18 protein-coding genes and 1 pseudogene are annotated in these 24,457 nt (G+C 41.6%); 13 read left to right on the plus strand and 6 right to left on the minus strand.

Features of this window, described 5'->3' with window-relative positions:
- Nucleotides 1-668 precede the first annotated feature (668 nt).
- The 10 genes from dnaG to AXF23_RS12215 all read left to right on the plus strand — a co-directional run bounded on the left by dnaG (nt 669) and on the right by AXF23_RS12215 (nt 11,869).
- Nucleotides 669-2,603 (plus strand): DNA primase, encoded by a 1,935-nt coding sequence (dnaG, locus tag AXF23_RS12170; protein ID WP_199222192.1) that lies wholly within the window; start codon nt 669-671, stop codon nt 2,601-2,603.
- 5 nt (nt 2,604-2,608) lie between these two features.
- A complete protein-coding gene (locus AXF23_RS12175) occupies nt 2,609-4,294 on the plus strand; it encodes a hypothetical protein (protein ID WP_233251298.1) in 1,686 nt (561 codons plus the stop codon).
- Between the two features lie 19 nt (nt 4,295-4,313).
- Nucleotides 4,314-5,735, plus strand: a complete 1,422-nt coding sequence (gene cls, locus AXF23_RS12180; RefSeq protein WP_107625481.1) for a cardiolipin synthase — start codon at nt 4,314-4,316, stop codon at nt 5,733-5,735.
- A gap of 543 nt (nt 5,736-6,278) precedes the next feature.
- Nucleotides 6,279-6,482: a hypothetical protein gene (locus AXF23_RS12190; protein ID WP_107625483.1), complete on the plus strand. Its 204-nt coding sequence runs from the start codon at nt 6,279-6,281 to the stop codon at nt 6,480-6,482.
- A gap of 43 nt (nt 6,483-6,525) precedes the next feature.
- Nucleotides 6,526-8,133 (plus strand): Lcl C-terminal domain-containing protein, encoded by a 1,608-nt coding sequence (locus AXF23_RS12195; protein ID WP_107625889.1) that lies wholly within the window; start codon nt 6,526-6,528, stop codon nt 8,131-8,133.
- A 128-nt stretch (nt 8,134-8,261) separates the two neighbouring features.
- Nucleotides 8,262-8,780, plus strand: coding sequence for a hypothetical protein (locus tag AXF23_RS12200; RefSeq protein ID WP_107625484.1), 519 nt, complete (start codon nt 8,262-8,264; stop codon nt 8,778-8,780).
- Nucleotides 8,781-8,807: 27 nt separating this feature from the next.
- Entirely contained in the window at nt 8,808-9,179 is a 372-nt protein-coding gene (locus tag AXF23_RS12205; protein WP_107625485.1) for a four helix bundle protein, read from the plus strand.
- Nucleotides 9,180-9,483: 304 nt separating this feature from the next.
- Nucleotides 9,484-9,660, plus strand: a complete 177-nt coding sequence (locus AXF23_RS15985; RefSeq protein ID WP_158267695.1) for a hypothetical protein — start codon at nt 9,484-9,486, stop codon at nt 9,658-9,660.
- Between the two features lie 79 nt (nt 9,661-9,739).
- Nucleotides 9,740-11,098, plus strand: coding sequence for an RNA-directed DNA polymerase (locus tag AXF23_RS12210; RefSeq protein WP_107625486.1), 1,359 nt, complete (start codon nt 9,740-9,742; stop codon nt 11,096-11,098).
- A gap of 327 nt (nt 11,099-11,425) precedes the next feature.
- The gene (locus AXF23_RS12215; protein ID WP_107625487.1) at nt 11,426-11,869 is read left to right on the plus strand and encodes an HU family DNA-binding protein; all 444 of its coding nucleotides are present in this window, start codon (nt 11,426-11,428) and stop codon (nt 11,867-11,869) included.
- A gap of 254 nt (nt 11,870-12,123) precedes the next feature.
- Here the strand turns inward: AXF23_RS12215 and rsmD are convergent, their stop codons facing one another.
- On the minus strand, nt 12,124-12,663 hold the full coding sequence (gene rsmD, locus AXF23_RS12220; protein ID WP_107625488.1) for a 16S rRNA (guanine(966)-N(2))-methyltransferase RsmD: 540 nt from the start codon (nt 12,661-12,663) through the stop codon (nt 12,124-12,126).
- Between the two features lie 147 nt (nt 12,664-12,810).
- Complete coding sequence (locus AXF23_RS12225; RefSeq protein ID WP_199222193.1) at nt 12,811-13,623, minus strand: DUF3822 family protein; 813 nt, start codon at nt 13,621-13,623, stop codon at nt 12,811-12,813.
- Between the two features lie 225 nt (nt 13,624-13,848).
- On the opposite strand from AXF23_RS12225, the gene AXF23_RS12230 reads away from it, so the two are divergent.
- Together AXF23_RS12230 and AXF23_RS12235 are read left to right on the plus strand one after the other, a co-directional pair.
- Nucleotides 13,849-14,352, plus strand: coding sequence for a CidA/LrgA family protein (locus AXF23_RS12230; RefSeq protein WP_107625490.1), 504 nt, complete (start codon nt 13,849-13,851; stop codon nt 14,350-14,352).
- Nucleotides 14,352-15,101 carry an LrgB family protein gene (locus AXF23_RS12235; RefSeq protein WP_107625491.1) on the plus strand — a complete coding sequence of 250 codons (750 nt, stop codon included), beginning with the start codon at nt 14,352-14,354 and terminating at the stop codon, nt 15,099-15,101. Before AXF23_RS12230 ends, AXF23_RS12235 begins: the two co-directional genes overlap by 1 nt.
- A gap of 627 nt (nt 15,102-15,728) precedes the next feature.
- Here the strand turns inward: AXF23_RS12235 and AXF23_RS12240 are convergent.
- The 3 genes and pseudogenes from AXF23_RS12240 to AXF23_RS12255 form a co-directional block, all read right to left on the minus strand.
- Entirely contained in the window at nt 15,729-16,796 is a 1,068-nt protein-coding gene (locus tag AXF23_RS12240) for a Fic family protein (protein WP_107625492.1), read from the minus strand.
- Nucleotides 16,797-17,225: 429 nt separating this feature from the next.
- Nucleotides 17,226-17,684 (minus strand): annotated as a pseudogene (locus AXF23_RS12245) (response regulator transcription factor); the annotation flags it as partial.
- Nucleotides 17,685-18,233: 549 nt separating this feature from the next.
- Nucleotides 18,234-18,596 carry a hypothetical protein gene (locus tag AXF23_RS12255; RefSeq protein WP_107625494.1) on the minus strand — a complete coding sequence of 121 codons (363 nt, stop codon included), beginning with the start codon at nt 18,594-18,596 and terminating at the stop codon, nt 18,234-18,236.
- Nucleotides 18,597-18,991: 395 nt separating this feature from the next.
- On the opposite strand from AXF23_RS12255, the gene AXF23_RS12260 reads away from it, so the two are divergent.
- Complete coding sequence (locus AXF23_RS12260; RefSeq protein WP_233251299.1) at nt 18,992-21,286, plus strand: TonB-dependent receptor; 2,295 nt, start codon at nt 18,992-18,994, stop codon at nt 21,284-21,286.
- Between the two features lie 193 nt (nt 21,287-21,479).
- Here AXF23_RS12260 and AXF23_RS12265 read toward each other — a convergent pair whose 3' ends face one another.
- The gene (locus tag AXF23_RS12265) at nt 21,480-24,302 is read right to left on the minus strand and encodes a M16 family metallopeptidase (protein ID WP_107625496.1); all 2,823 of its coding nucleotides are present in this window, start codon (nt 24,300-24,302) and stop codon (nt 21,480-21,482) included.
- Nucleotides 24,303-24,457 lie beyond the last annotated feature (155 nt).

Below are 24,457 nucleotides of genomic sequence, written 5' to 3' on the forward strand. Positions count from 1 at the left end.
GCAATTTTGTAGTTTTGGCTATAGATGCTGTGTCCAATATTTGGGTTCTTCCTGAAAATGGAGTGATGGCGCAGGTCTACTCTATATTTCGGTACACAGAGAAAGGGAACGCACGGAGGTCGTAGTAGTAAAGACTATGCGCTGAGATGGTGAGGACACAAAGAGCGACAGAGGGGTGGTGAGCGTTTTGCTGACAGCTTTGGCGATAGACGCTATTCGTAGAGCTTGCAGGCAAAAGAGCATGTAATGGCTTTGAATTATGGGAAAATAGTTTGCAAATCTCGGCTGGCAAGGGAATAAGTTGTTTGTATAAGACAGGTAGACATCGCGTCTAATTACATTAATCATGTAGTTTACCCCCCCCCATTCTAAAACCCTCTAATTGGGTGTAATCATACCTTCATTATAGATTTACCCCAAATTTCTGAAGTGCTATAAGAAAAGCTTGAAGTTACATTTCCTGTCATGTCTATCATCTTGTGTTGGCGCTTAATTCGTTGGTTTATAGTATAGTTACGTGAAATGTTAAATGTGACAGCAACTAAAAACAAAACTATTTTCGTAATAATCGGTGTTTTTATTCATGAAGATAATTTGGTGAAGTAGAAGTGTCTTTTTTCTTGTTCTAACTTTGCTATCTCATTGGTTTGTGTTATCTTTGTAGCATAATGATAGATAGACCGACAGTAGATAGGATTATGAATGCGTCGAACATCGTTGAGGTAATCAGCGATTTCGTATCTTTACGCAAGACGGGAACAAGCTATAAAGGTTTGTGTCCTTTTCATGATGACCGTACACCATCTTTCTCTGTTAGTCCAGTGAAAGGTGTTTACAAATGCTTCTCATGTGGTGCAGCGGGAAATGTGGTGAAGTTTATCATGGAACATGAACAGTTGACTTATCCAGAAGCCCTTAAGTGGCTTGCGAATAAGTATCATATTGAGGTGCATGAACGTGAACTGACGAGTGAAGAAAAGCAGCAGGAGAATGAACGAGAATCAATGTTCTTGGTCAATGAGTGGGCTGCGAAATACTTTAACGACATCTTACACAACGATGTTGATGGGATGGCTATTGGTATGCAGTACTTTCGTAGCCGTGGTTTCAGAGATGATATCATCCATAAGTTTCAGTTAGGTTTCTGCCTTTCGGGCCGTCATGCCTTTGCTGATGCAGCCTTAAAGGCGGGCTTTCAGAAAGAGTTTCTCGTAAAGACAGGTCTCTGCTTTGAACGAGAGAATGGCGAACTCGTCGACCGTTTCAATGGTCGAGTGATGTTCCCATGGCTGAGCGTGAGTGGTAAGGTGACTGCCTTTGGTGGTCGTCTGCTGGATTCTCGTACGAAGGGAGTAAGTCAGAAGTATGTCAACTCCCCTGATAGCGTTGTCTATCATAAGGAGCGAGAACTCTATGGCATCTATCAAGCAAAGAAAGCCATAGCCAAGCACGACCTTGTCTACATGGTGGAGGGATATACCGACGTAGTTTCTATGCACCAGTGTGGTATTGAGAACGTTGTTGCCAATAGCGGTACGGCACTCTCAGTACATCAGATACGCCTTCTTCATCGCTTCACTTCTAATATTGTTCTACTCTATGATGGTGATGAGGCAGGCCAGCATGCAGCCTTACGAGGAACAGATATGCTATTGGCTGAGGCTATGAATGTGAAGGTATTGCTGCTTCCTGATGGTAAGGATCCAGACGAGTTTGCACGTAGTTACAGTGCGGAGGATTTTAGAAAATATATAGAAGAAAATCAGACTGACTTTATCGTCTTTAAGATTAACGTACTCTTGAAAGGAGTCACCGACCCTATCAAGCGTTCAGAGGCTGTCGGGTCTATCGTTCAGAGTATCTCTGTAATCAAAGATCCAATACTTCGTGACACCTATATACGTGAGTGTGCGAATCGTACAGGCGTGTCAGAACGTACGCTGATGGAACAGATGAATCGTAATATCTATTCCAATCGAGAACAGCAGACACGTGAACAACAGCAACATCGGGCCGCATTCATAGAGGAACAGCGTGAGGAGGCACAGGCTATGACGTCTAATCAGTCAGCATCAAAGGTTGAACAAATGCTCATTCAGGCTGTTGTTAGGGATGGCGAGAAGATTATCTTCCGTAATGTGAAGGATGATAATAGCGGGAAGATAGTTAATGTGACCGTAGCACAGTACATAGCATGCGACCTTTGGAACGACAACCTCAGCTTTTCAAATGAGTTATATACAAGGATATTGCACGAAGCTGTAGAGCATAGTGGGGAGGAAAACTTCAAGGCAGAGGAGTATTTTACGCAGCATCCAGATATTAATATCGCATCTGTAGCAGTAAGACTAAGTGTTGATCGCTTCCAACTTGCAGAGAGTTTACAGGTGAAGGAAACTGAACAAACACTGTGTGATCGTGTCTTACACCTCGTTGCTGACTTACGTCTTGAGTATGTGTCTTCTCGCTTGAAAGAGCTGAATGCACAACTAAAACAGGTGAAAGACCCGAAAGAGATGCAAGAGATAATAGGAGAGATAATGAAGATTCAGAGTCTTCGCAGTAGCCTGGCAAAGAAAACAGGTAGTAATATTCTGGCATGATGAATATGTTTAGAGATTTGTTCAAACCGTCGCTTCAGCTGTCAAACCTTGACGTCAGCGAGAATAAGAGAATTATAAAAGAAGCCCTTAGGTCGCTTAACTGTACGGGAGACTGGCAGAAAGATGGTAACGATATAATCGTCCGCTTTGATTTCCAGAGCGGTCACTTTGGTATTTTCATCTCTGCTCAGCATCCACAGATAGAGTTGTCTTTCCTCTATTTTGGCGAGGCGAAGATGGAAGAAATCAATCTTGTACGTCATGTGTGCAACCAGTTTAATATCAATTCTGATGGTCCTCGCTTTGCTTACTCAGTCAATGAGGAAACGAATGTCATAGACCTACACATCATGACGACACTTCTTTTAGACCAATATCGGGCTAAGGAGATATTGTCATTGGCTATGCAAAACTGTTTCGCATGGCAGAATGCGTTTATAAGAAACTTCAATGAGGTGAGGAGTGACGCAAGGAATATAGGAACGGCGGACGTAGAGCGGACGCTGAAAGACGCTGGACGTGAACTCTTTCTATTGAGAGAATTGGAGTTGATGACACAAGAGACAGCTTCTGGATGGCGACATGATGAGACGACAGCTGCTACGTTAGGCCAGTGGATGGTACGGGCGTTTGGTATGGCGGATGCTGTCTTTTCAGAGTTGACGATAGTGACTGATAAGGTGATGTGCCTTGATGACAGTACTGCTATTGCGAATTATAACTTGTCAGATGCGTTGATAGCTGATAACAGCTTTGTTCGTCAGAAGGTAATGCTCGACCTTGTGTTCTTTCTTCCGTCTCATCCTACAAAGCGTCGGCACATGATGTTTAGTCTTCAGCAGGCTGATAGCTGTGAGAGCATACTCTACTATCAAGTTGTCGCAACGCTTCTCCCATTGAATATTTCTGCTGATATATCATTCCATTCACAGGAGACAGAGGTGCAGTCGCGTTCAGTTTTATTGGCTTACGACCTCCGTTCAGCTAAACAGTTCCATGATGAATTTGTCTATATGTGGAAGGAAGCGAAGAGTAAAATGGCTAATGGCGAACAGAAACAACTAACGGATGAGCAGTTGCTGATAGCTAACATTGTTAATATTAATACTGCTGAGTTTATCTATCGAGGTAAGGTACTCTATCGACAGAAGCGTTACTATGAAGCAGTGTCTTATTTAGAGAATGCTTATAAGCGCCTTCAACTTGATTTCCATAAGCTAAAGAAGAGAGAGCGGGAGACTTTCTTTGATGTTTCTTTCTGGGTGGGTTTCTGTTACAATGCGTTACATCAGTATGAGCGGGCCCATTACTACCTTGCATATTGTGCTCAATCAAATAGTATTGAACAAATAGAGACATACGTGAATTGTCTGGTTAATATGGGAGATTTCCGTACGTTTATGCAGATAGGTGAGCAGATTAATAGATACGTGGAGATAGAAAACGATTATGAAGAGGGTGAGAATCCTATTCCTCAGTCGTTCTTAAATTTCCTACAACGCCGAAAAGTTTATATGTTAATTAAGACTATGCAGTTGGATGAGGCTGAAGATCATTTGCATAACATGCTTCATACACCTGAAAACAAGGAGTTTGCTTTAAGCCAGTTGGCTCATATACAACAGTTGAGGGAGAAGCAGAAAGAAAAAGAAAAGGGAAGAGCAGGGGAGAATACTCCCAAGATAGAATAATAAGAAAAGGAGGAGAAAGATGATTTACGTACATTGGGTATTCTTAGTCATCTACGTTGTTATCGTCATAATGGTGATGGTGCGCGTATTGATGGATAACCGACAGCCAGCCAAAACAATGGCTTGGATGTTGGTGCTGACGTTTATCCCAATGTTAGGAATCATTCTTTACTTCTTCTTCGGTCAGACAACTCGTAAGGAGCGTAAGATATGGCAGTATAGTATGGACCAGCTGACCAAGCATTCCATGCTGGAGTTTGTAGAGCAGAAAAGGCTCCATTTGCCTCATGAGTATCGTGAACTCATCAATCTCTTTATGAACCAGAACTGGGTCTTACCCTTTAAGAACAACGAAACAGAGATCTATACTTCTGGTTACGAGTTCTTTCCTTCTTTGTTAATGGAGATTGGTAAGGCTGAACATCATATCCATTTAGATACGTTCATCATCTCCAGTGACCCCTTGGGACAGATTGTTGCTGATGCTTTGATTGATAAAGCACGACAAGGAGTTGAGGTACGTGTCATCTATGATGATGTAGGTTCTTGGAAAACAAAGAATCGTTTCTTTGACCGTATGCGTGCTGAAGGAATAAAAGTATATGCCTTCATGCCTGTACGCTTCCCAATCTTTACCAGTAAGGTGAACTATCGTAATCATCGTAAGATATGTGTCATTGATGGTGAGGTGGGTTTTATCGGTGGTATGAATATTGCCAATCGTTATGTGAAAGGGATAAAGAAATTGGCTTGGCGTGATACGCATGTTAAGATAACTGGTGCAGCGGTATATGGTTTGCAACGTGCCTTTTTGGTAGATTGGTTCTTTGTGAGTCGTGAACTAATAACCAACCATGTTTATTATCCTGTCAGTAAGGTTGCTGAGAATAATAGTCTTATTCAGATTGTCACCAGTAGTCCAACAAGTTTATGGCCAGAGATTGAGCAAGGTTACGTGAGAGTGCTTGCCAGTGCTAAGCGATATGTCTATATGGAAACACCTTATTTCCTACCTACCGACCCTATTCTCTTTGCGATGCGTACTGCAGCCTTGTCGGGAGTAGATGTAAGACTGATGATCCCTTACGAGACAGACACAAAGATTGTGGAATGGGCTTCACGCACATACGTCTTAGATACGGTGAAGGCGGGAGTAAAAGTTTATTTATATAAGGCTGGTTTTAATCATTCGAAACTTCTTGTTGCCGATGATAGCATAGCAACGATTGGCTCTACTAATGTTGACTTCCGTAGCTTTGAGAATGACTTTGAAGCAAATGCTTTCTTCTATGATAAGAAAATAGCATTAGAAGTAAAGGATATCTTCTTAAAGGACCAAGAAGAGTGTGTTTCCTTAGAAGATGTGCGAAACCTTACACATCGTTCTTTCCTACAACGATTGTGGGAATCAATGGTAAGGCTCTTGAGTCCACTGTTGTAAGGGTAAGAAACCTCTTGCAAATAAATACTGTTGCTGATTAGTTATCAATTAATAAAGGTGATGTATAGAGTAAGGTGAGATAAATGTTTTTATATTTTTTTGCTAATTTCTTGTTTGTTTCATATATTCTCACTACCTTTGCGGCCAGTTAAAATAAAATTAACTCGTAATAACGATGAGAGTCATAAAGAATATTAATTCAGCAAATGTTTGCACTTTATTAGGAAATAAAGGCGCAGACAGGCTTTGTACTGCATTAGATTCTTTAACAAAGAAAGACAGAAAAAATACAGCAAATTATTTGGTAGTTCCAAATAATTTTGTACTCTCTCTCTCTCTCTCTCTCTCTCTCTCTCTCTCTCATATAGGCCAGGCCTAACCTCCCCACTTTTTTCTTCACGCATACGCGCGCGAGGCGTGCCGTGCAACCCCTGTAAACAAAGGACTTTTCGGAGTTTCCTTTGTTCGCTTTTTGTGTCCCTACGTAAACGAAATAAGAAGAAATTAAGCACGAAATAATAACTATTTTTAATCAATAAAACAATGGAGAAAATGAAACAAAATGAGAACTATTCTGCACCAAAGTGTGAAATAGTTCACGTAAACGAAACCACTAATCTGATGGACGCATCCATGCCTGGTCAGCACAAAAAAGCGAACCATGCTACTGGTCCAGCTGCTGCTAAGGCAAGTCAATGGGATGAGGAAGACTTTGAGAACGAAGCTCCAGTATCATGGGAAGACTAAGAGAGAGTTATTAACTAAAAGAACAAAGTAAAACGAATAAATGATGAAGAAAACAATGAAACAATATTCATTCGCATCGCAACTAAAGTCTTTGGCTGTCGTGTTCGGCATCGCCTTGACTTTCGCATCCTGCGCTAATGAGGATGTAGCACAGAACCCGACAAACCCAAATGATGATAACGACAAGAACCTAACAACTTTCGTAGCAGGCGACGAGGCAAAAACCCGTACGTCTTTGGATTATAACAGTAGCGATTTCTCTTGGGAGGCAGGCGATTATATCTACGTTAAAGACGACGATGGCATAATGAGAAAGAGTACGAACGCTCCAACTCAGAAGGTGGCATCCTTCCGCTATAGAGTTCCTGGTAAGTTTGGCGCAAGTGCAAGTTATAAGGTTTATTACTTGGGAAAGAACAGTAACGGCAGCCAAGTAACGATCTCTGCTAACCAAACGCAAACCGCCCCAGACAACACCGAGCATTTCGGCACAGCAGGTGACTATGGTACCGCTACGGCAACAGGAGCAGTAGGTGGTAGCATCTTTAGCTTCCAGTTAGAGCATCAGCCAGCTTACCTTGTCTTCCAGCCTTACACAAGTAACACTATTCTCCGTAACTGTTACTTAACCAAGGTGGAGGTAACTTCTGACAACGATATTGCTGAAACATACAGCATCAATACAACAACAGGTGCTTTGGACGCTTCAGCAGGTACAGGCAGCAAACAAATCGTCTTGACTACAAGCGGCAGCGGCAGTTATAGCAACGGCTTCCCACTAAGCAACAGTTCAGCCAGCGTAAGTACTAACGGAGCTTACATGGTGATTAAGCCAGGAACTCATATTTTAAAAGTACGTTATTGGGTAAAAGACGTAGCAACCAACGTAGAGGGTACTATCACGAAGACGCTTCCTGCTACAGCTTATGCTTCCAATACCTACTACGACATGACTGCTAACCTCAACGTACGCGATTACGACGGCGACCATTACTACATGTGGGATGCACAACAACAATATTGGTATGGTTACGAATGGACAAAGCACTTGTCAGGAAACACAGGTCAGCCAACACTAAACGGAAACAGTTCCTCAAATTACCCTCAGAGTAACAGCGATGTGTCTCGTTGGTACAACGAGTATTACCCAGGTTATGGCGTAAGTAACCCAGCAACGCACAGTTCATGTAAAGACCTTCCAAACGCAAACGAGATGTCTTGGTACTGCATGTACGGCGATCCACGTTGGGACGGTGATGAGTTATGGACTACAATGGGTCACTTATACAAAGGTGGCATGTGGTTTAAGAAGAAGGCTGTGTTGCAGGCTGAGAATCATTACGACACAGAGACATCCGCCGATAATACAACCGACATGCGTACAACATGGAAGAACTACAACAACTATAACAGTAGCATCATCTCCGGTGTCCCATCTGCAGCCGACGCAGGTAATTACTTCTACCTGCCCGCCTTGGGTTACTACACCTCTGGTCAGCTGTACTTCGTTGGCAGCAACGGCTACTATTGGTCGTCAAGTGCTTACCCATGGGACAGTTACTACGCGTACTACCTGTACTTCCTCAGTGGTACCGTCGTCGTGGGCAACCTCAACCGCAACAACGGGTTCAGGGCGGGGGCGCTTCAGTAGTTCTCGCGATTGCCCCTTTATAGGTGTCGCCCTCTAAAAGGCGACACCTTAAGAACCGCCGTAAGGCGGTCGATGCAAAATTTTAGAAAATTAAGAATATACATAATAATAAAATAGTCGACAACATAATGAAATTGTCTTCAATCTTGGCATTAGAAGCATCAGAAGAGGTAAGGATTTATCTTCATCGTGAAGGTCTTTTTTGGAAGGCTTACGAGCGGAGTGCTTTTCTTTTGCTTCGTGAGACAGGCAAGAAGTATCAAGTAAAGTGTCGGCAGCAGAAATCAACGGGAGACATTGTGCGCTCGGTAGGCTTCCCTGATTCTGTGCTTCACCAGCTTTTCCCTGCTGATGTGCTCCATGAGGTGGCACAGTCAGCAGAAGAAGGTGAACACTCACAGGCTTTGTGGGTAGAAGCGTCTCATGCAGACTTAAGCGACTTTGCTGTATGGAGAGCAGAACACGATGTTGAGGAGCTGAATACTGATAGCGCAAACAAGAGTTCAAAGGCTAATTCTCGAGCAGGAAATGATGCTACTGCACTCGTCATGCAACGTTTATCAGCTTTCGACCTTGCTAACTCTACGCCAATAGACTGCCTGCGCTTTGTTGCCTTGTTGAAGGAGATAAGTTCACATGGAATGTAAATCGACTTAAAGAGAAAGGTCTCAGTCATGGTGCTTTATGATAATCTTCCAGTTTATCGGGCTGGCTACAACTTATTGCTCGATCTTTTTAAGGTAATAGGCAATCTTCCTCGTGATTATCGTTATACGATAGGCGAGGACTTACGCCGCCAACTAATGAAGATACTTTATGATATTTATAAGGCGAACAGTACAGAGATAAAGGCAGACATACTTAGTGATGCGTGTGAGCGCATGCTTGAGGTGAAACTTTATGTTCGTGTGTTGCGTGACCTTCATGTTATTTCTTCTCGTTCGTTCTCTCATCTTGCCGAGCATGAGGAGATTCTCTCTCGTCAGCTTACGGGCTGGTGGAAGAAACAGAGTGGGGGAGAGAACGGAGACCACAAAAGAGGATGATGTAAGAATAATGTTAGAAAAAGATTAAGTTTATGCTCTCTTCTTCGCTATCTTCATGTGCCCAGAATTGCAGTCGGTCTTTATTGCCTCCTTGAGCAATGACACGGCAGTAAGCGTGGTTTGTCAGTTTAAAGCGGCTTACCTGTGTAGGGCTTAAGTGTTCGTTTGTTTCTCTGTTTTAGCAGTGTTGTAGATGTTCACAAGTCTTATTCGTAGGTCAATTATTCCAGTCTGTCTTGTCACTCGGTTTAGTCAGTTTGCAGGATAGTTCATTCATAACAGCCGCTTCTATCAGCTGCCCGCCTTGGGTTACTACAACTCTGGTCAGCTGAACAACGTTGGCAACAACGGCAACTATTGGTCGTCAAGTGCTAACCCATGGAACAGTAACAACGCGTACAACCTGAACTTCAACAGTGGTAACGTCAACGTGAACAACAACAACCGCAACAACGGGTTCAGGGCGGAGGCGCTTCAGTAGTTCTCGCGAAAACTGGCAGTAGAAGCCTAACCCTTTATGGGGGAAGAGAGTTTTTTTATGAGAAAAGAATAAGATAGAAATGATGACAGGACGGAAATTGCAGGCAGAAGAATTGTTGGAGGATCTGTACTGTGCTTACTTTGATGCACGAAAGAATAAGCGTGGGACAGCAAGCCAGTTGCGATTTGAACTGAACTTGGAACGCAACCTCTCAGTCTTAGCACGTGAGATAAGTACAGGGCATTACGAGGTGGGACGTTCGATTTGCTTCGTCGTTGACAAGCCTGTGAAACGTGAGATATTTGCAGCTGACTTTCGTGATCGTGTGGTTCATCACCTCCTGTTTAATTGGCTTTCGCCTATGTTAGAACGTAGTTTTGTAGCAGACAGTTACTCTTGTCGAAAAGGAAAGGGGACACTCTACGGAATAGAACGTACAAGGAAGCATATTCGGCAGTGTACTCGCAATTTTACGCAGACGGCTTATGTTCTGAAAGTAGATATCAGCGGTTACTTTATGTCGATTAATCGTCAGCGTCTGTTAGACACAATCCTCACTGAAATGGAAAAGTATAGGCATCGTCGGTGTGGAAGAGGCAAAATGACATGGGAAGAACGTATTGACTATACACTGGCAACAGACTTGCTACGTAAGGTGATACTGAACGATCCTACGCAGAACTGTATTTTTCGTGGGAATAGGAGTGCTTGGAATGGGCTTCCAGCCAATAAGAGTCTCTTTAATAGCGAGGAGGGATGTGGACTACCAATAGGCAACTTAACCTCACAGCTGTTTAGCAATGTTTATCTTTCTGCGTTTGACAATCGAATGAAGCGTGAAGAAGGACTGCGTTATTATGGCAGATATGTTGATGATATTATTATTGTTCATCCTGATAGCCATTATCTTGCTCAATTGTTGGGGCGTATGGAAAGAATTTTGAAGACGGACTATGGGCTTACAATGCATCCACGAAAACGCCTTCTGCAACGGGCTGACCAAGGGTTTGATTTCTTGGGTATGCGAGAACACGGTAGTGTCTTGTTACCGGGTCGGCGTTTGAAGCGGGGTTTGCGGTATGCGCTTGATGCTTATGCTTATGAAATGGAAACCAAGTGCTTGAGTTATGAGCGATTTTGTCATCACCGTGCACAACTTAACTCGTATATTGGCTTGATGGGACATTGTTGTGCGGGACGCTTGATAGAGGGCGTAAGGAAAAGGCTGCTAAGTTGTGTTCAATGCAGGAAGGAGGAAGACGCTTTTGTTTCTTTATCGGGAATGGGTAACGTGAGAACTTCTGTGGCTGGTGAAAATAAAGATAATGTGCCAATTTCTTTTGTACGCTGTCTTTCGCTTCGCCCAATGGTGAAGGGGTTAGGCTACGTGATGAATCGGGCAGCTGTCGTGTTTATCTTTCATACACTCTTTTATTAGGTGATAAAGGGTGCTCTTCTTCGTGTAAAGGGAGAGACACTTAATAAGTGTACATTTCGTTGTTGTCCTCAGTGCGTTTTAAGGGAGAGATATTCGTTATATGTAATAAAAAAAGAAGAAGAAAACACGTAAAAACTTCTAACCTGTTGGAAGAAAATTTCTAACGGGTTATAAATTTACGGGGAACGTGTTAGAAAGAAATTTCTAACGTGTTAGAAATTTATGGGGAACGGGTTAGAAATTTCCTTTGGCTCTTTTAGCTTGTTGAAAATATATTGCTGCAAAGTGCAGCAGAAGTAAGTAATAACTAATAAAATCTTAAGCACAATGAAGATCAAATTGATTGAAAGAAGAAAACCAGGTACCAAGACAGGTCCTGGAAAGTTTTATGCAAGTCCTGTGAACGTGGGTAAGAAGACCTTGCGAGATATTGCGCATGACATTGCGGGGCGTTCTTCGCTGACACGTGGTGACATCGAAAACGTGCTGGCGAACTTTATGGATTGTCTGCCTCATTACCTCCGTGACGGCTTTAGCGTGCAGTTAGGAGAATTTGGCACGATGCGCCTGACACTGTCAAGCGAGGGGGCTGCAACGGAAAAGGCCTTTAAGACCGAGACGATTAAGCCGCGTGTGGTCTTTACGCCCGGAAGAGAATTGAAGAGTGAGCTTGCCGTAAACTCCTACGAGTCGGTGAGGAAGAAGGAGGAAGCAGAGAAAGACAAGAAAAAGAACGGAGGAGGAAGTGGCCCAGTAGCTGGCCAAGGATAGGAAAGGATATTGGGCTAATGGGCCTAATAGGGCTAATAAGGCCAATAGAGCCTATTGAAAAGAAAAAAGTTCGGTTTTAATAATACTGAATTGATTAATTTAGTTTTAATTATGTTTCCAGCGGGAATCCATTGATGTGATATCAATGACGATACATCGGTAATTTAATTTTCGTTTCTTGCCCCTGGCACCATGGTTGGTGTCATGAGGCAAGTTTTTGTTCGTTGAAAACTTTGCTCTGATGTATGGAAGATTTAAGGCTTAGCTCTAAACAAAGTAAAGTTCACGCTACCATAGCTTCGGTGTTCTATGAAGTGGGGATGAGCGGAGAAATCATTATTCTTACCATGTTCAAAGATAAGTAGGCCATCTTCTTTTAATAGGTCATATTGGAAGATGAGGTCTGGAATAGTCTCTAACTCTGGCAATGCGTATGGAGGGTCAGCAAAGATTAGATCAAACTTCTGATGGCAACTCTTTAAGAAACGGAACACATCTCCTTTAATTAATATATGCTCGTCTGTGCCGAGCTTCTCCATACATTGACTGATGAAGCGAGCATGGTCACGGTCTTTCTCTACGCTTATCACCTCACGGCAACCACGTGATAAGAGTTCTAAGGATATACTACCCGTACCGGCAAAGAGGTCGAGTGCCGTTGCTTCTTCCCAATCCACGTAAGCATTGATAACATTAAAGACGTTCTCTTTAGCAAAGTCTGTTGTAGGACGTGCCTTAAAGCTACGTGGAATATCAAAATGTCTGCCTTTATATTTTCCTGTTATAATTCGCATAGTTTCTATTTTTAGGAGATGAAGGAGATGAAGGAGTTATATGGAGTGAAATGGAGTTAAGGAGTGAAATGGAGTTAAGACATTAGTCTTTTATCGAAGATGTGAGTGGTTTAACTTATTCGATACCTTAATCTTTCTCTATTTCTTTTATTCCAGATAGATAGTCTTCATGTCATAGGGTATCTCAGTACGCTTAGCCAGTTGACTATTATTGAAGTAGACCTCTTGGTCAAGGACTCTACAGAACTTTAGATGTTCCTTAGCTTTCTTCAAGAGCCACTCTTGATAAGGAAGGTCACCAACAAGGTATAGCTCGTCTTTCTCGGTATCCATTCCTGTTAGCTTCCATATATAAAGAAGGAAATACAAGGCATCATGTTCGTTTGTGACCTCGTATGAATTGCTGAAACGGAACCTATTTTGTTGGAAACTAAACACCTCCATACGCTTGTCGTGGAAGTAAGCATAGAGCTTCCTGCGTGGTCCAGCGTAAGAGCGACGATAGAGATGGGTCCATACCGACTGCATTAGCGGTTGTAAACGGATATCATTGAAATGGTCATCGATAACAAGTTTGAGGTCTTTGTTAATCGCAAAGACAGCAACAGCGTTCAGATCAGGAAGGATACTCGATAGAATTTCCTCATTACCTTGCCTCTTGAAGGTGTGATGATAAAGTGTTTCAATGTCCTGTGTACCAAAGTCGTCTGTAGGCATCAGCATGACAGGGGTGTCAATGGTTGCTAATAATCGTTTGTATCCACTCTGCAGTAATTCCGAAACTTTGAATGCTTCACGCAGATTAGCAGCAATAGAGATACCCATATTCATGTCGTATGGCTCATAAACGAGTGTACCATTCTCCTGCGGGTCGCCCACGGCAAGAACCATACTATTTCTGCTAAATCTGATAGTAAGGCGTAGTTTCTTATCGTATAAATTATTGTCTGTCTCTGTCATTACGAACGTTATATAGCATATTATCATTTGCAAACTTACATAAAATTTTCCGATTACGAGGGTTAACCATTTGATAAATATCAGAGAATAGTTCCTTTTTAAGTATAAAAAAAGGGAATTTCGATACGTGATACTCAAAAAAAGTATAACTTTGCACCCACTTATAAAGCGATAACTATTCAATTCATCATTTTAAGTGGTCGTATTGAATAATAATTTTTATACATGGCAATACAATTCTTTGTAATCTTCGGATGCTTAGCATTAGGAGAGGTGATTGTTTGGGCAACAGGAATCAAACTGCCGTCCAGTATTATTGGTATGCTTATCCTTACACTTCTTTTGAAGTTGGGATGGGTAAAGTTAGGTTGGGTAGAACGCCTTTCACAGCTTTTAATATCCAATCTCGGTTTCTTCTTTGTACCGCCTGGGGTGGCTTTAATACTCTATCTCAAAGTTATCAAGGATTACTGGCTTTCGATAATGATGGCAACAGTTGTCAGTACGGTCTTAGTATTGGTTGTCACTGGACACATGCACCAACTCATCATTAAGTTTGAACGTCGACTGATGGCGCTTGACTTGCTTCATCATCGTTCTCATGCAGCGAAGCTGAAAAAGGCTTTGGAGGAGGCAGAGGAGGCAGAAGCCATTGAAGAGTCCGAACGTATCGTTATGGATAAGGCGTTACATGGTCAGGATGGTATAAATAATCAGGAGGAAGAATAATGGGTTCATGGAATGATACGATTGGTCAAACTATTGACCTAATACAGGATGGTAAGGACATCTTCTCCAATCAGTACGTTATTCTCGCATTGACTTTTGCTGCTTTCTTTTATGTAAGACGACTGCAGCAGCGTACAGGTTGGATGCTACTCAATCCTATTCTGATAGCAATAATACTTCTCATTATTTACCTCAAGGTAACGGGTGTTCCTTTTGAGGTTTATAAACAAGATGCACAACTTATTGACTTCTGGCTCAAACCAGCCGTTGTTGCCTTAGGCGTACCGCTTTATCTTCAGCTTGATGCGATAAAGCGTTTATGGCTCCCGATAGTCCTCTCTCAGCTTGTAGGTTGCTTGGTAGGTATCGTGAGTGTTGTTTTGGTTGCGCAATACTTTCATGCTCCGAAGTTCATCATACTGTCTTTGGCAAGTAAATCTGTCACAACACCTATCGCTATGGAGGTGACACAGAGTCTTGGAGGTATTCCTTCTCTTACGGCAGCCGTGGTGGTCATCACTGGTATTATTGGTGCGTTGGTAGGTTTCAAAGCATTGACTATCGGCCATGTGAAGAGTCCTATTGCTCAAGGACTATCTATGGGAGCAGCTTCTCATGCTGTGGGTGCATCAACAGCCATGGCATATAGCAGTAAGTATGGTGCTTTTGCAAGTTTAGGTATTACGCTAAATGGTATCTTCACTGCCCTGCTTACTCCAACGGTTCTCCGTTTGATGGGGATTATTTAGGGCGTCTTTGTGTAATAGCGTGATAAAGTCTACTAAAAGTAAGTAGAAAATCATACACGCTATTACACGAATAATTTTAATTTCGTTTTGCTTTCACATTTAACATTTCGTGTAATCCTACTGTTACATAATAAGTTAACTAATGAATTAGGGTGACTGTAGTGATAGCAAAATTGTTTTCACTGGGAAATGCTTTGGTTCTTCCGTTAAATGCATAGATAGGAAACTGAATAAAGGCTTATTGCTTACATGGTATGACTTTCCTGGATCAATGGTCTAACAAAGGGGACATAGTATGTAGGAAAGACAAACACATATTATACCTATCATTACCATATCTCTCTGTATTCTACAAACAACTTATCCCTATACTAACCAATATTACAATACCCTATACTTGGTTATCAATCATTTATAAAGTTGATACTACACAAAGCATCCCGAAAGTTTATGAAAAATATTTTTGCTGGTTAACTTGGGATAATAAGAGGCAAAAGTTACATCTGCGAAAAGCTAACTGCGACATTCACAGAAAACGGAATGTCGCAGTTAATCAAAGGAGTGTTCTACCCAGTAGCAGACTAAATGTTTGAGAAAAGGTTGTAGTGATGCAACCTTTTTGCGTGTTTACTGGGTAAGAAAGACTCTCCAGCTTCCATCTTTCTCACCGCGCTCCACATACTTTTTAGAAAGCAGTTTATCCAACAGTTTTTGGATAGCTGACACACTAATACCTGTTTCCTCTTTCATGTCGTTCAGAGTCAACGTAGGCTGTGTGCGCATGGCGTTCAATATTTTGGTGTAGTTAGGCGAGCGGAAAGAAATTCTTTCGCCGTCATACCACCAAATATTTTCATTCTTTTCGCTGATGAAGAGCACATCATTATAAACCTCTGTTGCCACAAGCTCATTGAAATATTTGAGGAATGGACGAATATCGCCAATGTTGGCGTGTGCTCCGTCGCTCGGCACAGGGCCGACTTCAAGGTCAGACTGATGCAACGCTTCCAGATACTCGCTCTTCTTGCGGCTGCGCACAACAATCATCGGATAATTGTGGCGTGTGAGAATGAAGTTGATCATCAAACGGGCGATACGTCCATTGCCATCCTCAAAGGGGTGAATGCGTATATAACGATAGTGGAACAATGCCGCCAGTTCGATAGCTGAAAGTTCCCCTTTCTTCTCGGCTTCATTGTACCAATTCACCAAGTCAAACATCAGCCCCGGCGTTTCTTCGGGCGAAGCGTACTCAAAGCGGTCGCCATACCTTGTTATCACACTATTGGGGTGCGTCTTATACTGACCTGCGTGTATCACATAATTTGTCTGCACACCACCAGGCAGATTGCGGTAAACGGTGTAGTTTTCACGAAGCAGTGTTCTGTGCAGTGTGCGGATGAAGTTTTGTGTCAAAGGCTTTTCTTTGACAGCAGCCTCTTCTGTCATCATTTGCAGCCCCACGTTGCTTGCCGTCATCTCGTGCACGTCCCTTATGTCAGCCTCGCCAATCACCTTGCCGAATAGCAGAAGAATCTCGGTCTGACCATAAGTCAGTGTGTTGCCCTCAATGTGGTTGCTATTATAGTTGAAGTCCACGGTGAAGCGGCGGCTGAGCCTGTCCCTATCCTTCTCTGACAATGGCTGAATATCGCGCCAAGCAGCCAATGCCTTCTTTATATTTAGATACTTCATACAGACATATTTATTTTAAATACATCGCAAAAATATAAAAAATGTTTGAGAAAAGGTTGTAATGTTACAACCTTTTTGTTGAATTTTACTGTTTTTGGTCTTTTCGTATATAATATAAGCCGTTAGTTTATCGTCTAAATGTTAGGTCGTGTGGAATTTATACACACTATTCCACGAATAGTTTTAATTTCATTTTGCTGTCATATTTAACATTTCATGTAATCCTACTGTTACATAGCAAGTTAGCTAATGAATTAGGGTGACAGTAGTGACAGCAAAATTGGTTTTACTGGGTAATGCTTTTAAACGACACTCTGTGTTAGAACATAGAACCATTTAATCGGTAGGCGTCTTTTCAAAGCCAAATGAGTATCAATATGCACTTACTAATTGAATGTGCATCTTCGTTTTTGCCGTAAATTATTATTTTCAGAAGAGTTTGTTTAAGATAGCTCTTGAAATAGCTTCGGTGATATTCGCCACGCCTAATTTGTCAAAGGCGTGGCGTTTGTAGGTTTTAATAGAATCTAATGAGCGGCACATTCTGTCTGCTACTTCTGTCATTGTTAGTCCCGCTGCTGACAATCTAAGCACTTCGAGTTCCTCTTCTTTTAGCGAAACTCCTTCACATTCCATTCACCGATGGCTTTCGAAAGAATATTTCCAATAGTTAGGATTACCCTTTTTGTGGAACTCTACATGCCCAACTGTTTTATGTGAAGATAGAGAAACAACACACATACCTATCCATATCTTGCCATCGTCAGTTAATAGTATAGGAGTTAGCTGGTGGTTGATCAGTCTGCTCCTTGTTCCACTCTTCAGATGAAAATGATATGACATGGAACATTGGTATTTATCAACATTGTCGAAAGTATCAAAGAACTTAAGGTTCTTCCGTTAAATGCGTAGATTGGAAATAGAATAAAGGCTTATGCACTTGCAAGGTATGCCTGTCCAAAATCATATGGTCTTACATCGGAAGATAAACTACAAGATAAGATGCAGAAAAGGCAAATTGATGCTGTGTCTGTTCATTAGCATGTCTTTCTGCCTTTACATACAATTTATTACCATAACATCGGTGTCTGTAAATATTTTTACTCAGTTCAAAGCTGACACATACTCTTCTGGCTTCTAAAAGACGCCTGATTACCGTGCAATAGATGCTCTTTTAGCGTGTTACTAACGCCCTTTTGAAGTCTAATTAAGCACCTTTTAAGAATGACTTGATAACCAGTTGATTGGCTGCTGGTTATAAACTTACATTTTTGCATTTGTTTTTTATATTTGCAGATGATATGTCTGAAATTATGTAATGACTTTTCAAACTCTTGTCTGTATTTTGAATGTATTAAAATGAAAAGGTTGTTTTGCATAGGAGAGTGATGATAGAATGGACAGTTGACTGCCTTGCCCATGTTTTTGTTTGATGAATTATTTTGGGTCTTCTGTTAAAGCTGTACGAAAAGCATCTACGCATTTAACGGAAGAGCCGAACTTAAAACCACTTCTGTTCAAATCAACAAGCATTTTTTGTTCTTCCTCTGGTACATATTTCAAATAAAAACTATATCCCAATTCCTTCACCTCCTTTGCTGTATGACCACAAAGAAACAAAGGGTTATCTGATACATAAAGAAATTCCTGCTTATAATAGTCTATCAAATAAATGCTCTGATAGGTTACACGTGCAAAGGACTCTACTGTATGAATCAATGTGGACAGTACATTTGAATCATAATCTGGCGCATTGCTTACAGTATTTGACGCTATAAAGAATTCTTTTATATCTGTCATATATGTTCAACTTAATAAGGTCCCTCTATTTTATTTTCTACAAAAGTACATTTTTAATGCAGAATATCGCAAGAGAATTACACAAAAGTGTAAAAAACAAAGAGAGAGGAGCAAATTTACACAAAAGTGTGATAGGTGATCTTTGGAAAAGACGTATTTTTGCCATATAAATCAAGAAACAAAAGAAATTATGTGAATATTGTATTTATAAAGCAACATGATCACACTTTGATGTTAAATTTAAGCAAACAACTAAGAATTACACTTTTGCGTAGTGAAAATTAAAAAAAGAATTACATTTGCAACATCGAAAGACAAGAAAAGTTGTCGCTATATCATGATGTTGACTCCAGAATTATAATATGACAATACATATAATAAATAATATAATGTTTATGAAAAAGAAAATACTCACGTTGCTCATGTCTGGCTGCTATGGTATTCTTGCAGCACAAACTACGGGAACGGTCGTAGATGAAAACAAGCAACCATTACCAGCTGCAACTGTTTCGTTATTTCGTGAAAGCGAAAATAAGATGATTAGTGGAGTGGTAACTGATATGAATGGTGGCTTTGAACTGAATACGCATGAAGGAGAGAACTATAGAATAAGGATATCTTTTGTTGGGTATTCTACGCAGGAAATTAAATGCCAAAACATTTCTAAGCACCTTTCGGTGGGTACAATCGTGTTGGAGCCAGAGAGTAAGCAGCTTAATGATGTTACAGTGACCGCCAACAACGTAATACAAAAAGCTGACCGTCAAATAATTATCCCTAATCTGCTTCAGCAAAAAACATCAAGCAATGGTTTAAGTTTGTTGCAGCATCTTCAGCTTTCACGAATCTCTGTAAATACGCTCGACAGTAAGGTGACTACCACAATGGGGGATGCCGTAGAGTTACGTATTAATGGTGTAAAGGCAGAGATACAGGAGGTGAAGGCTCTCTTGCCGGCAGACGTATTGAGAATAGAATATCATGATAATCCTGGTCTAAGATACGGAAATGTAGCTGCCGTAATTGACATTATCTTAAAAGAAAAGAAGAATGGTGGAAGCATCTCCGGAGAGTTTATGAACACTATCAATCCCTTAGGTATAGGAGATTATCAGCTATCGGGTAATTATCATGTAGGAAAGTCAAACTTTAAGACGTCTATAAACTGGAATCGACGTGATATAAACTGGTTACGTGAAAACATGGAGGCTTTCAATGCAACGACACCCAGTATCAACAACTATGAGATAGGGCAAAAGACAAAGGCACGATATGATAACATCAATCTATCCATAGGATATGATTACATAAATAGCGGAAACATATTGAGTGTTACTTTTCGTGATTTATATAACAATACGCCTCATGCGGTATTTGATAGAAATTCCAAACTTATTCAGAATAGCAACACATTTGATATCATGGACCGCACCAAGTCAAAGAGCAACAATCCATCCTTAGATATTTATTATCAACATGAGTTTACCAAGGATAAGCATCTTTTCTTTGACCTGATAGGAACATATATCAATACTAAGAACGACCGTTTATATCGCCAATCTCAGGGCAATTCTGTACAGGAAATATCTTCCCATGTCAATGGCAATAAATATTCGACCATAGCTGAAGTTATTTACGAGCAGAAAATCAAGGATTCGCGGTTGTCATTCGGTCTGCGACATCAGCAGATGTACACAAAAAACGCATATGATGGAAACACATCCTCAAGCGTAAAGATGAATACAGGTGAGAGTTATGGTTTTGGAGAATGGGCTTCAAAGTTAGGAAAACTGGATTATATGGTAGGTGTAGGTGCTATGAGAACCTATGTTAGCCAAGGAAATGCCAAACAGGTAAAATATATATTTCGTCCAACTATTCAGCTGGGGTACCGTTTCAACAATTATCTGTCAATACGCTACAAAGCCTACATGGGAGGCTACGCACCCTCACTTGCCGAATTAAGCGATGTTGAACAACACATAGACATTTACCAAATACGCCGTGGAAATCCAAATCTACAGGCGGTCAGATTTTTCTCTAATGAACTATCAATTAGCGTAGGAACAAAATATATTAGTGCAGAATGGTTTACTCGTTATAGCTATGATGATAAACCATATATGGAAGAAACAACCTATTCGAATGGCTTCTATGTTAGGAGTTATGCCAATCAAAGAGGCTTCCATCGTCTGAACTCTCAAATAAACCTAAAAGTACAACCTTGGAGGGATTATATGTCCATCCAATTTACCCCATTTGTCAATCGCTATATCAGCAATGGCAATACCTATACGCATACACATACCAACTGGGGTTTGCGTGCCAACTTAATGGGAATGTACAAGAATTGGTATGTAGGCGCCAATCTTGAAACAAGTTTTCATAGACTGTGGGGGGAGACACTTAACAAAGATGAGAAATCACATAGTATAGTTTTTGGGTATAATAGAGAAAAATGGGGTGTAGAACTCCAGTTGCAGAATATCTTCAGTTCACGTTATGAAATGTCTGTAGAAAATCTTTCCCATCTTGCTCCTTATAATCAAATGGTATGGTCGAAAAATCTATGTAAAGTTTTTGGCATAGACTTTCATTTCAACCTGAATTTTGGAAAGCATGGCTCTGAGGTGAACCAACGTATTCATAACTCTGATACTGATGCAGGTATTGTACCAACAACGAAGTAGTAGATAAATATAAATCCACACAGATAAAGAGGAAATCGAAAATCTTTCAAAGATTAGACGTTATATTAGTAAGGTCATAGATAAATCCTCTCGAACACCAATAGCAAAGAAGAACAGCCATATCAAAGCATTCTGGCTTCGATATGGCTGTTTTAAGTAGGGTTACTTTGTGTAACCTATAATATAGTACGGCTTACATTTCCTTTTCAGACTGCATCGTCACTTCAATGCGGCGGTTGCTCTTGATAAGGTCTTGGGCAATACGCTGGATGTCAGCAGCTGTGATGTTACGCACGATTGTCTTGTAGTCTTTGTCAAAGTCAACTCCGTGGCGCAGCTGGTTGTATATCACGTAGAGCCAGTAGTCATTGGTAACAGAAGACTGGTCATACTGCTTTAGAAGGTATTCCTTCACCTTCTGCAAACTAACAGCCTCTGGACCCTTATTGGCAATGTGCTCAATCTGTTTGGTGATGATTGGCATCACCATGTTATATTTGTCTGGGTCGGTATCAAAGGCAATCTTCAAGAGGGCGTGAGGATTACTTGTAGCATTCAGACTCTGCTGTAGTTTTACACCATATACCCCACCTTTCTCTTCACGGACAGAGTCGGTATAAGCGATAGACAATACACGCTTGAAGACATCGAGTTCCAAATCAGCCTTCGCTGTGTAAGGTTCGTCCCATGTGTAGAAGACGGTTACACGTGCCAATGGGGTCTTCATCTTCTTTTCAAAGCGGTGTGTCTCGTTGCAGTTGCGTACGTCAGGATAAGTCTTCGCAAAGGTTTCCTTCTTACCTGTTGATGGCAGAGTTGCAATATACTGCTCCAAGAGAGGGCGAAACTGAGCGATGTCAATATTACCCATGATAATCATCTTGAAGTTAGAGGCATTGCTGAAGCGCTCCTTGTAAATCTCGAGAACACGGTCATAGCTTACCTTGTCAAGTGATGCAGCCTTGAGTGGTTGTACACGTGGCGAATTACCATAAACGATGGCAGCGATAGAGTCGTTGTAGCTAACGTTAGGACTTGCTTCACGGTTGGTGAGGAAAGAGCGCATACGGTTGAGCTCTGACTGGAAAGCTTGGTCATCACGACGTAAGTTTGTAAAATATAAATAAGTAAGTTCAAAGAGTGTACGGATGTCTTTGATAGATGAGTTACCGCTGATAGACTGTGTCTCATCACCTACACCAGCATTGATGCGAACGGTCTTGCCTGCCAAGAACTTGTTGAGTTCTGTTGCGCTGAAACGGCCAACACCACCTTCCTTTACAGCAGCTGAGATAAACTGCGTGTTGATTAAGTCCTTAACAGGATAGAGGGAAGAACCACCTTCTGCAAAGAAGTTCAGTGTCACAGCATCCTTCTGGTAGTCGGTCTTCTTGAAATATACCTTCACACCATTGCTCAGCGTGATTTCTGTTGTTCCATGCAAACCTGCTTTCTCACTCTTGATACGGCCCTTCTTCGGCAACGCCTCTATAAGTTTATCGTCCAACTTCTTCTCTACATACTTAGGATAGGACTTTGCCTGTGCATCAAGAACCATCTTTTCAAACTGCGCATCTGAGGGAACATTTACGCCAGCTTTGTCTGGAGAATAGACAACAAGCACTTGATTCTTGTTGGTGATAGCCTCACGCATAGCCGCATTGACCTCGTCGAGTGTCACCTCTTTAAAGAACTGATCGTCGAGTTGCTTGTCGTATGCTTCGGTGGTGATGGGTTCATTATCGAGGAAGTTCTGCTTTGCACGACGCACATAGTAAGAATTGCGACGGTCGTTGCGCTCATTGTATTGGCGGTCAATCACCTTCTGGCGGAAAGCTTTGGCACGGGCAAGTTTTGACGGAGTAAAACCGTGCTGACGAATCTGCTCTATCGTACCCACTGCTGCATCGAACGAACCCTTTACATCTTCCTGACGAGCACCAAAAGAGAGGACAAAAGCATCTTTTGTACGACTGATCAAGAACTGACCCATACGTGCAGAAGCACTCAAGCAAGGCTTTGGATTCTTGTCCTGCATCTCGTTAAGGCGTTCGCCAATCATATAAGAGACTAAGTCGTCAACATATCCGTCTCGCTGATACTTTACTGAAGACTTCTCTGAATCGGGTGTTGCCTCACGCTTCATGTAAAGTGTAACGAGCATGATAGGTTGTTCTGAATCCTTCAATGATGCTACAATCATCTTGTCGTTGTCATTCACAGGGAAGTAATCGCGATGAGCAGCATTCTCAGGCATTGGAATAGCAGAGAAGACAGATTGAATCTTCTTCTCCATCTGGTCTACATCTATATCACCCACAACGATGATTGCTTGCAGGTCTGGACGATACCACTTGTGGTAATAGTCACGAAGTGCCTTGTAAGGGAAGTTGTCTACAATCTCCATCTTACCGATTGGCAGACAGTCCTCATACTTCGTACCACGATAGATAATCGGCAATGCCTCTTCCATCAGGCGCTGTGAAGCCATACCAGCACGACGAGTACGCCACTCCTCATGAATAACACCACGCTCTTTGTCAATCTCTTTGTCCTCAAGGTCCAGATAGTGGCTCCAGTCATGGAGGATAAGTAGGGTAGAGTCGATAGTTGCCTCATGCTTTACTGGTACGGAACTGACATTATAAACTGTTTCGTCAACGGAGGTGTAAGCATTGAGGTTGGTACCGAACTTGATACCATGAGCTTCACACCAGTGAACGATACTTGGTGAAGATGGGGTATTCTTGAAGTTCTTACTTCCATTGAAAGCCATGTGCTCAAGGAAGTGAGCCAATCCCCTTTGGTTAGGTTCTTCGAGAATACTTCCCACACGCTGTGCAATGTAGAAGTCGGCAATTCCTTTCTCCTTAGCATTGTGGCGTATGTAATAAGTCATACCGTTCTTCAACTTACCTATGCGGAAGCTGTTGTCGGTAGTGACATTCTGCGCCATAGCACCTGTCACGAGGAGCAGGAGCACAAGCGCATTGATGATTCTTTTGTTCATTAACATAATATGTGATAGATTCCTTTTATAATTCTTTTATGTCTGTCTGATTTTTATTCTTTATAGGATAATGTCTTCCTATCGATGAGTTGCTTTCGCCTTAACAGCATCTTGCACCCTATTAAGTACTCCGCACGTATGGTGCGGAGGCTCAACACCAC

Source organism: Prevotella sp. oral taxon 313 (assembly GCF_003043935.1).
Taxonomy (GTDB): Bacteria; Bacteroidota; Bacteroidia; order Bacteroidales; family Bacteroidaceae; genus Prevotella; species Prevotella jejuni.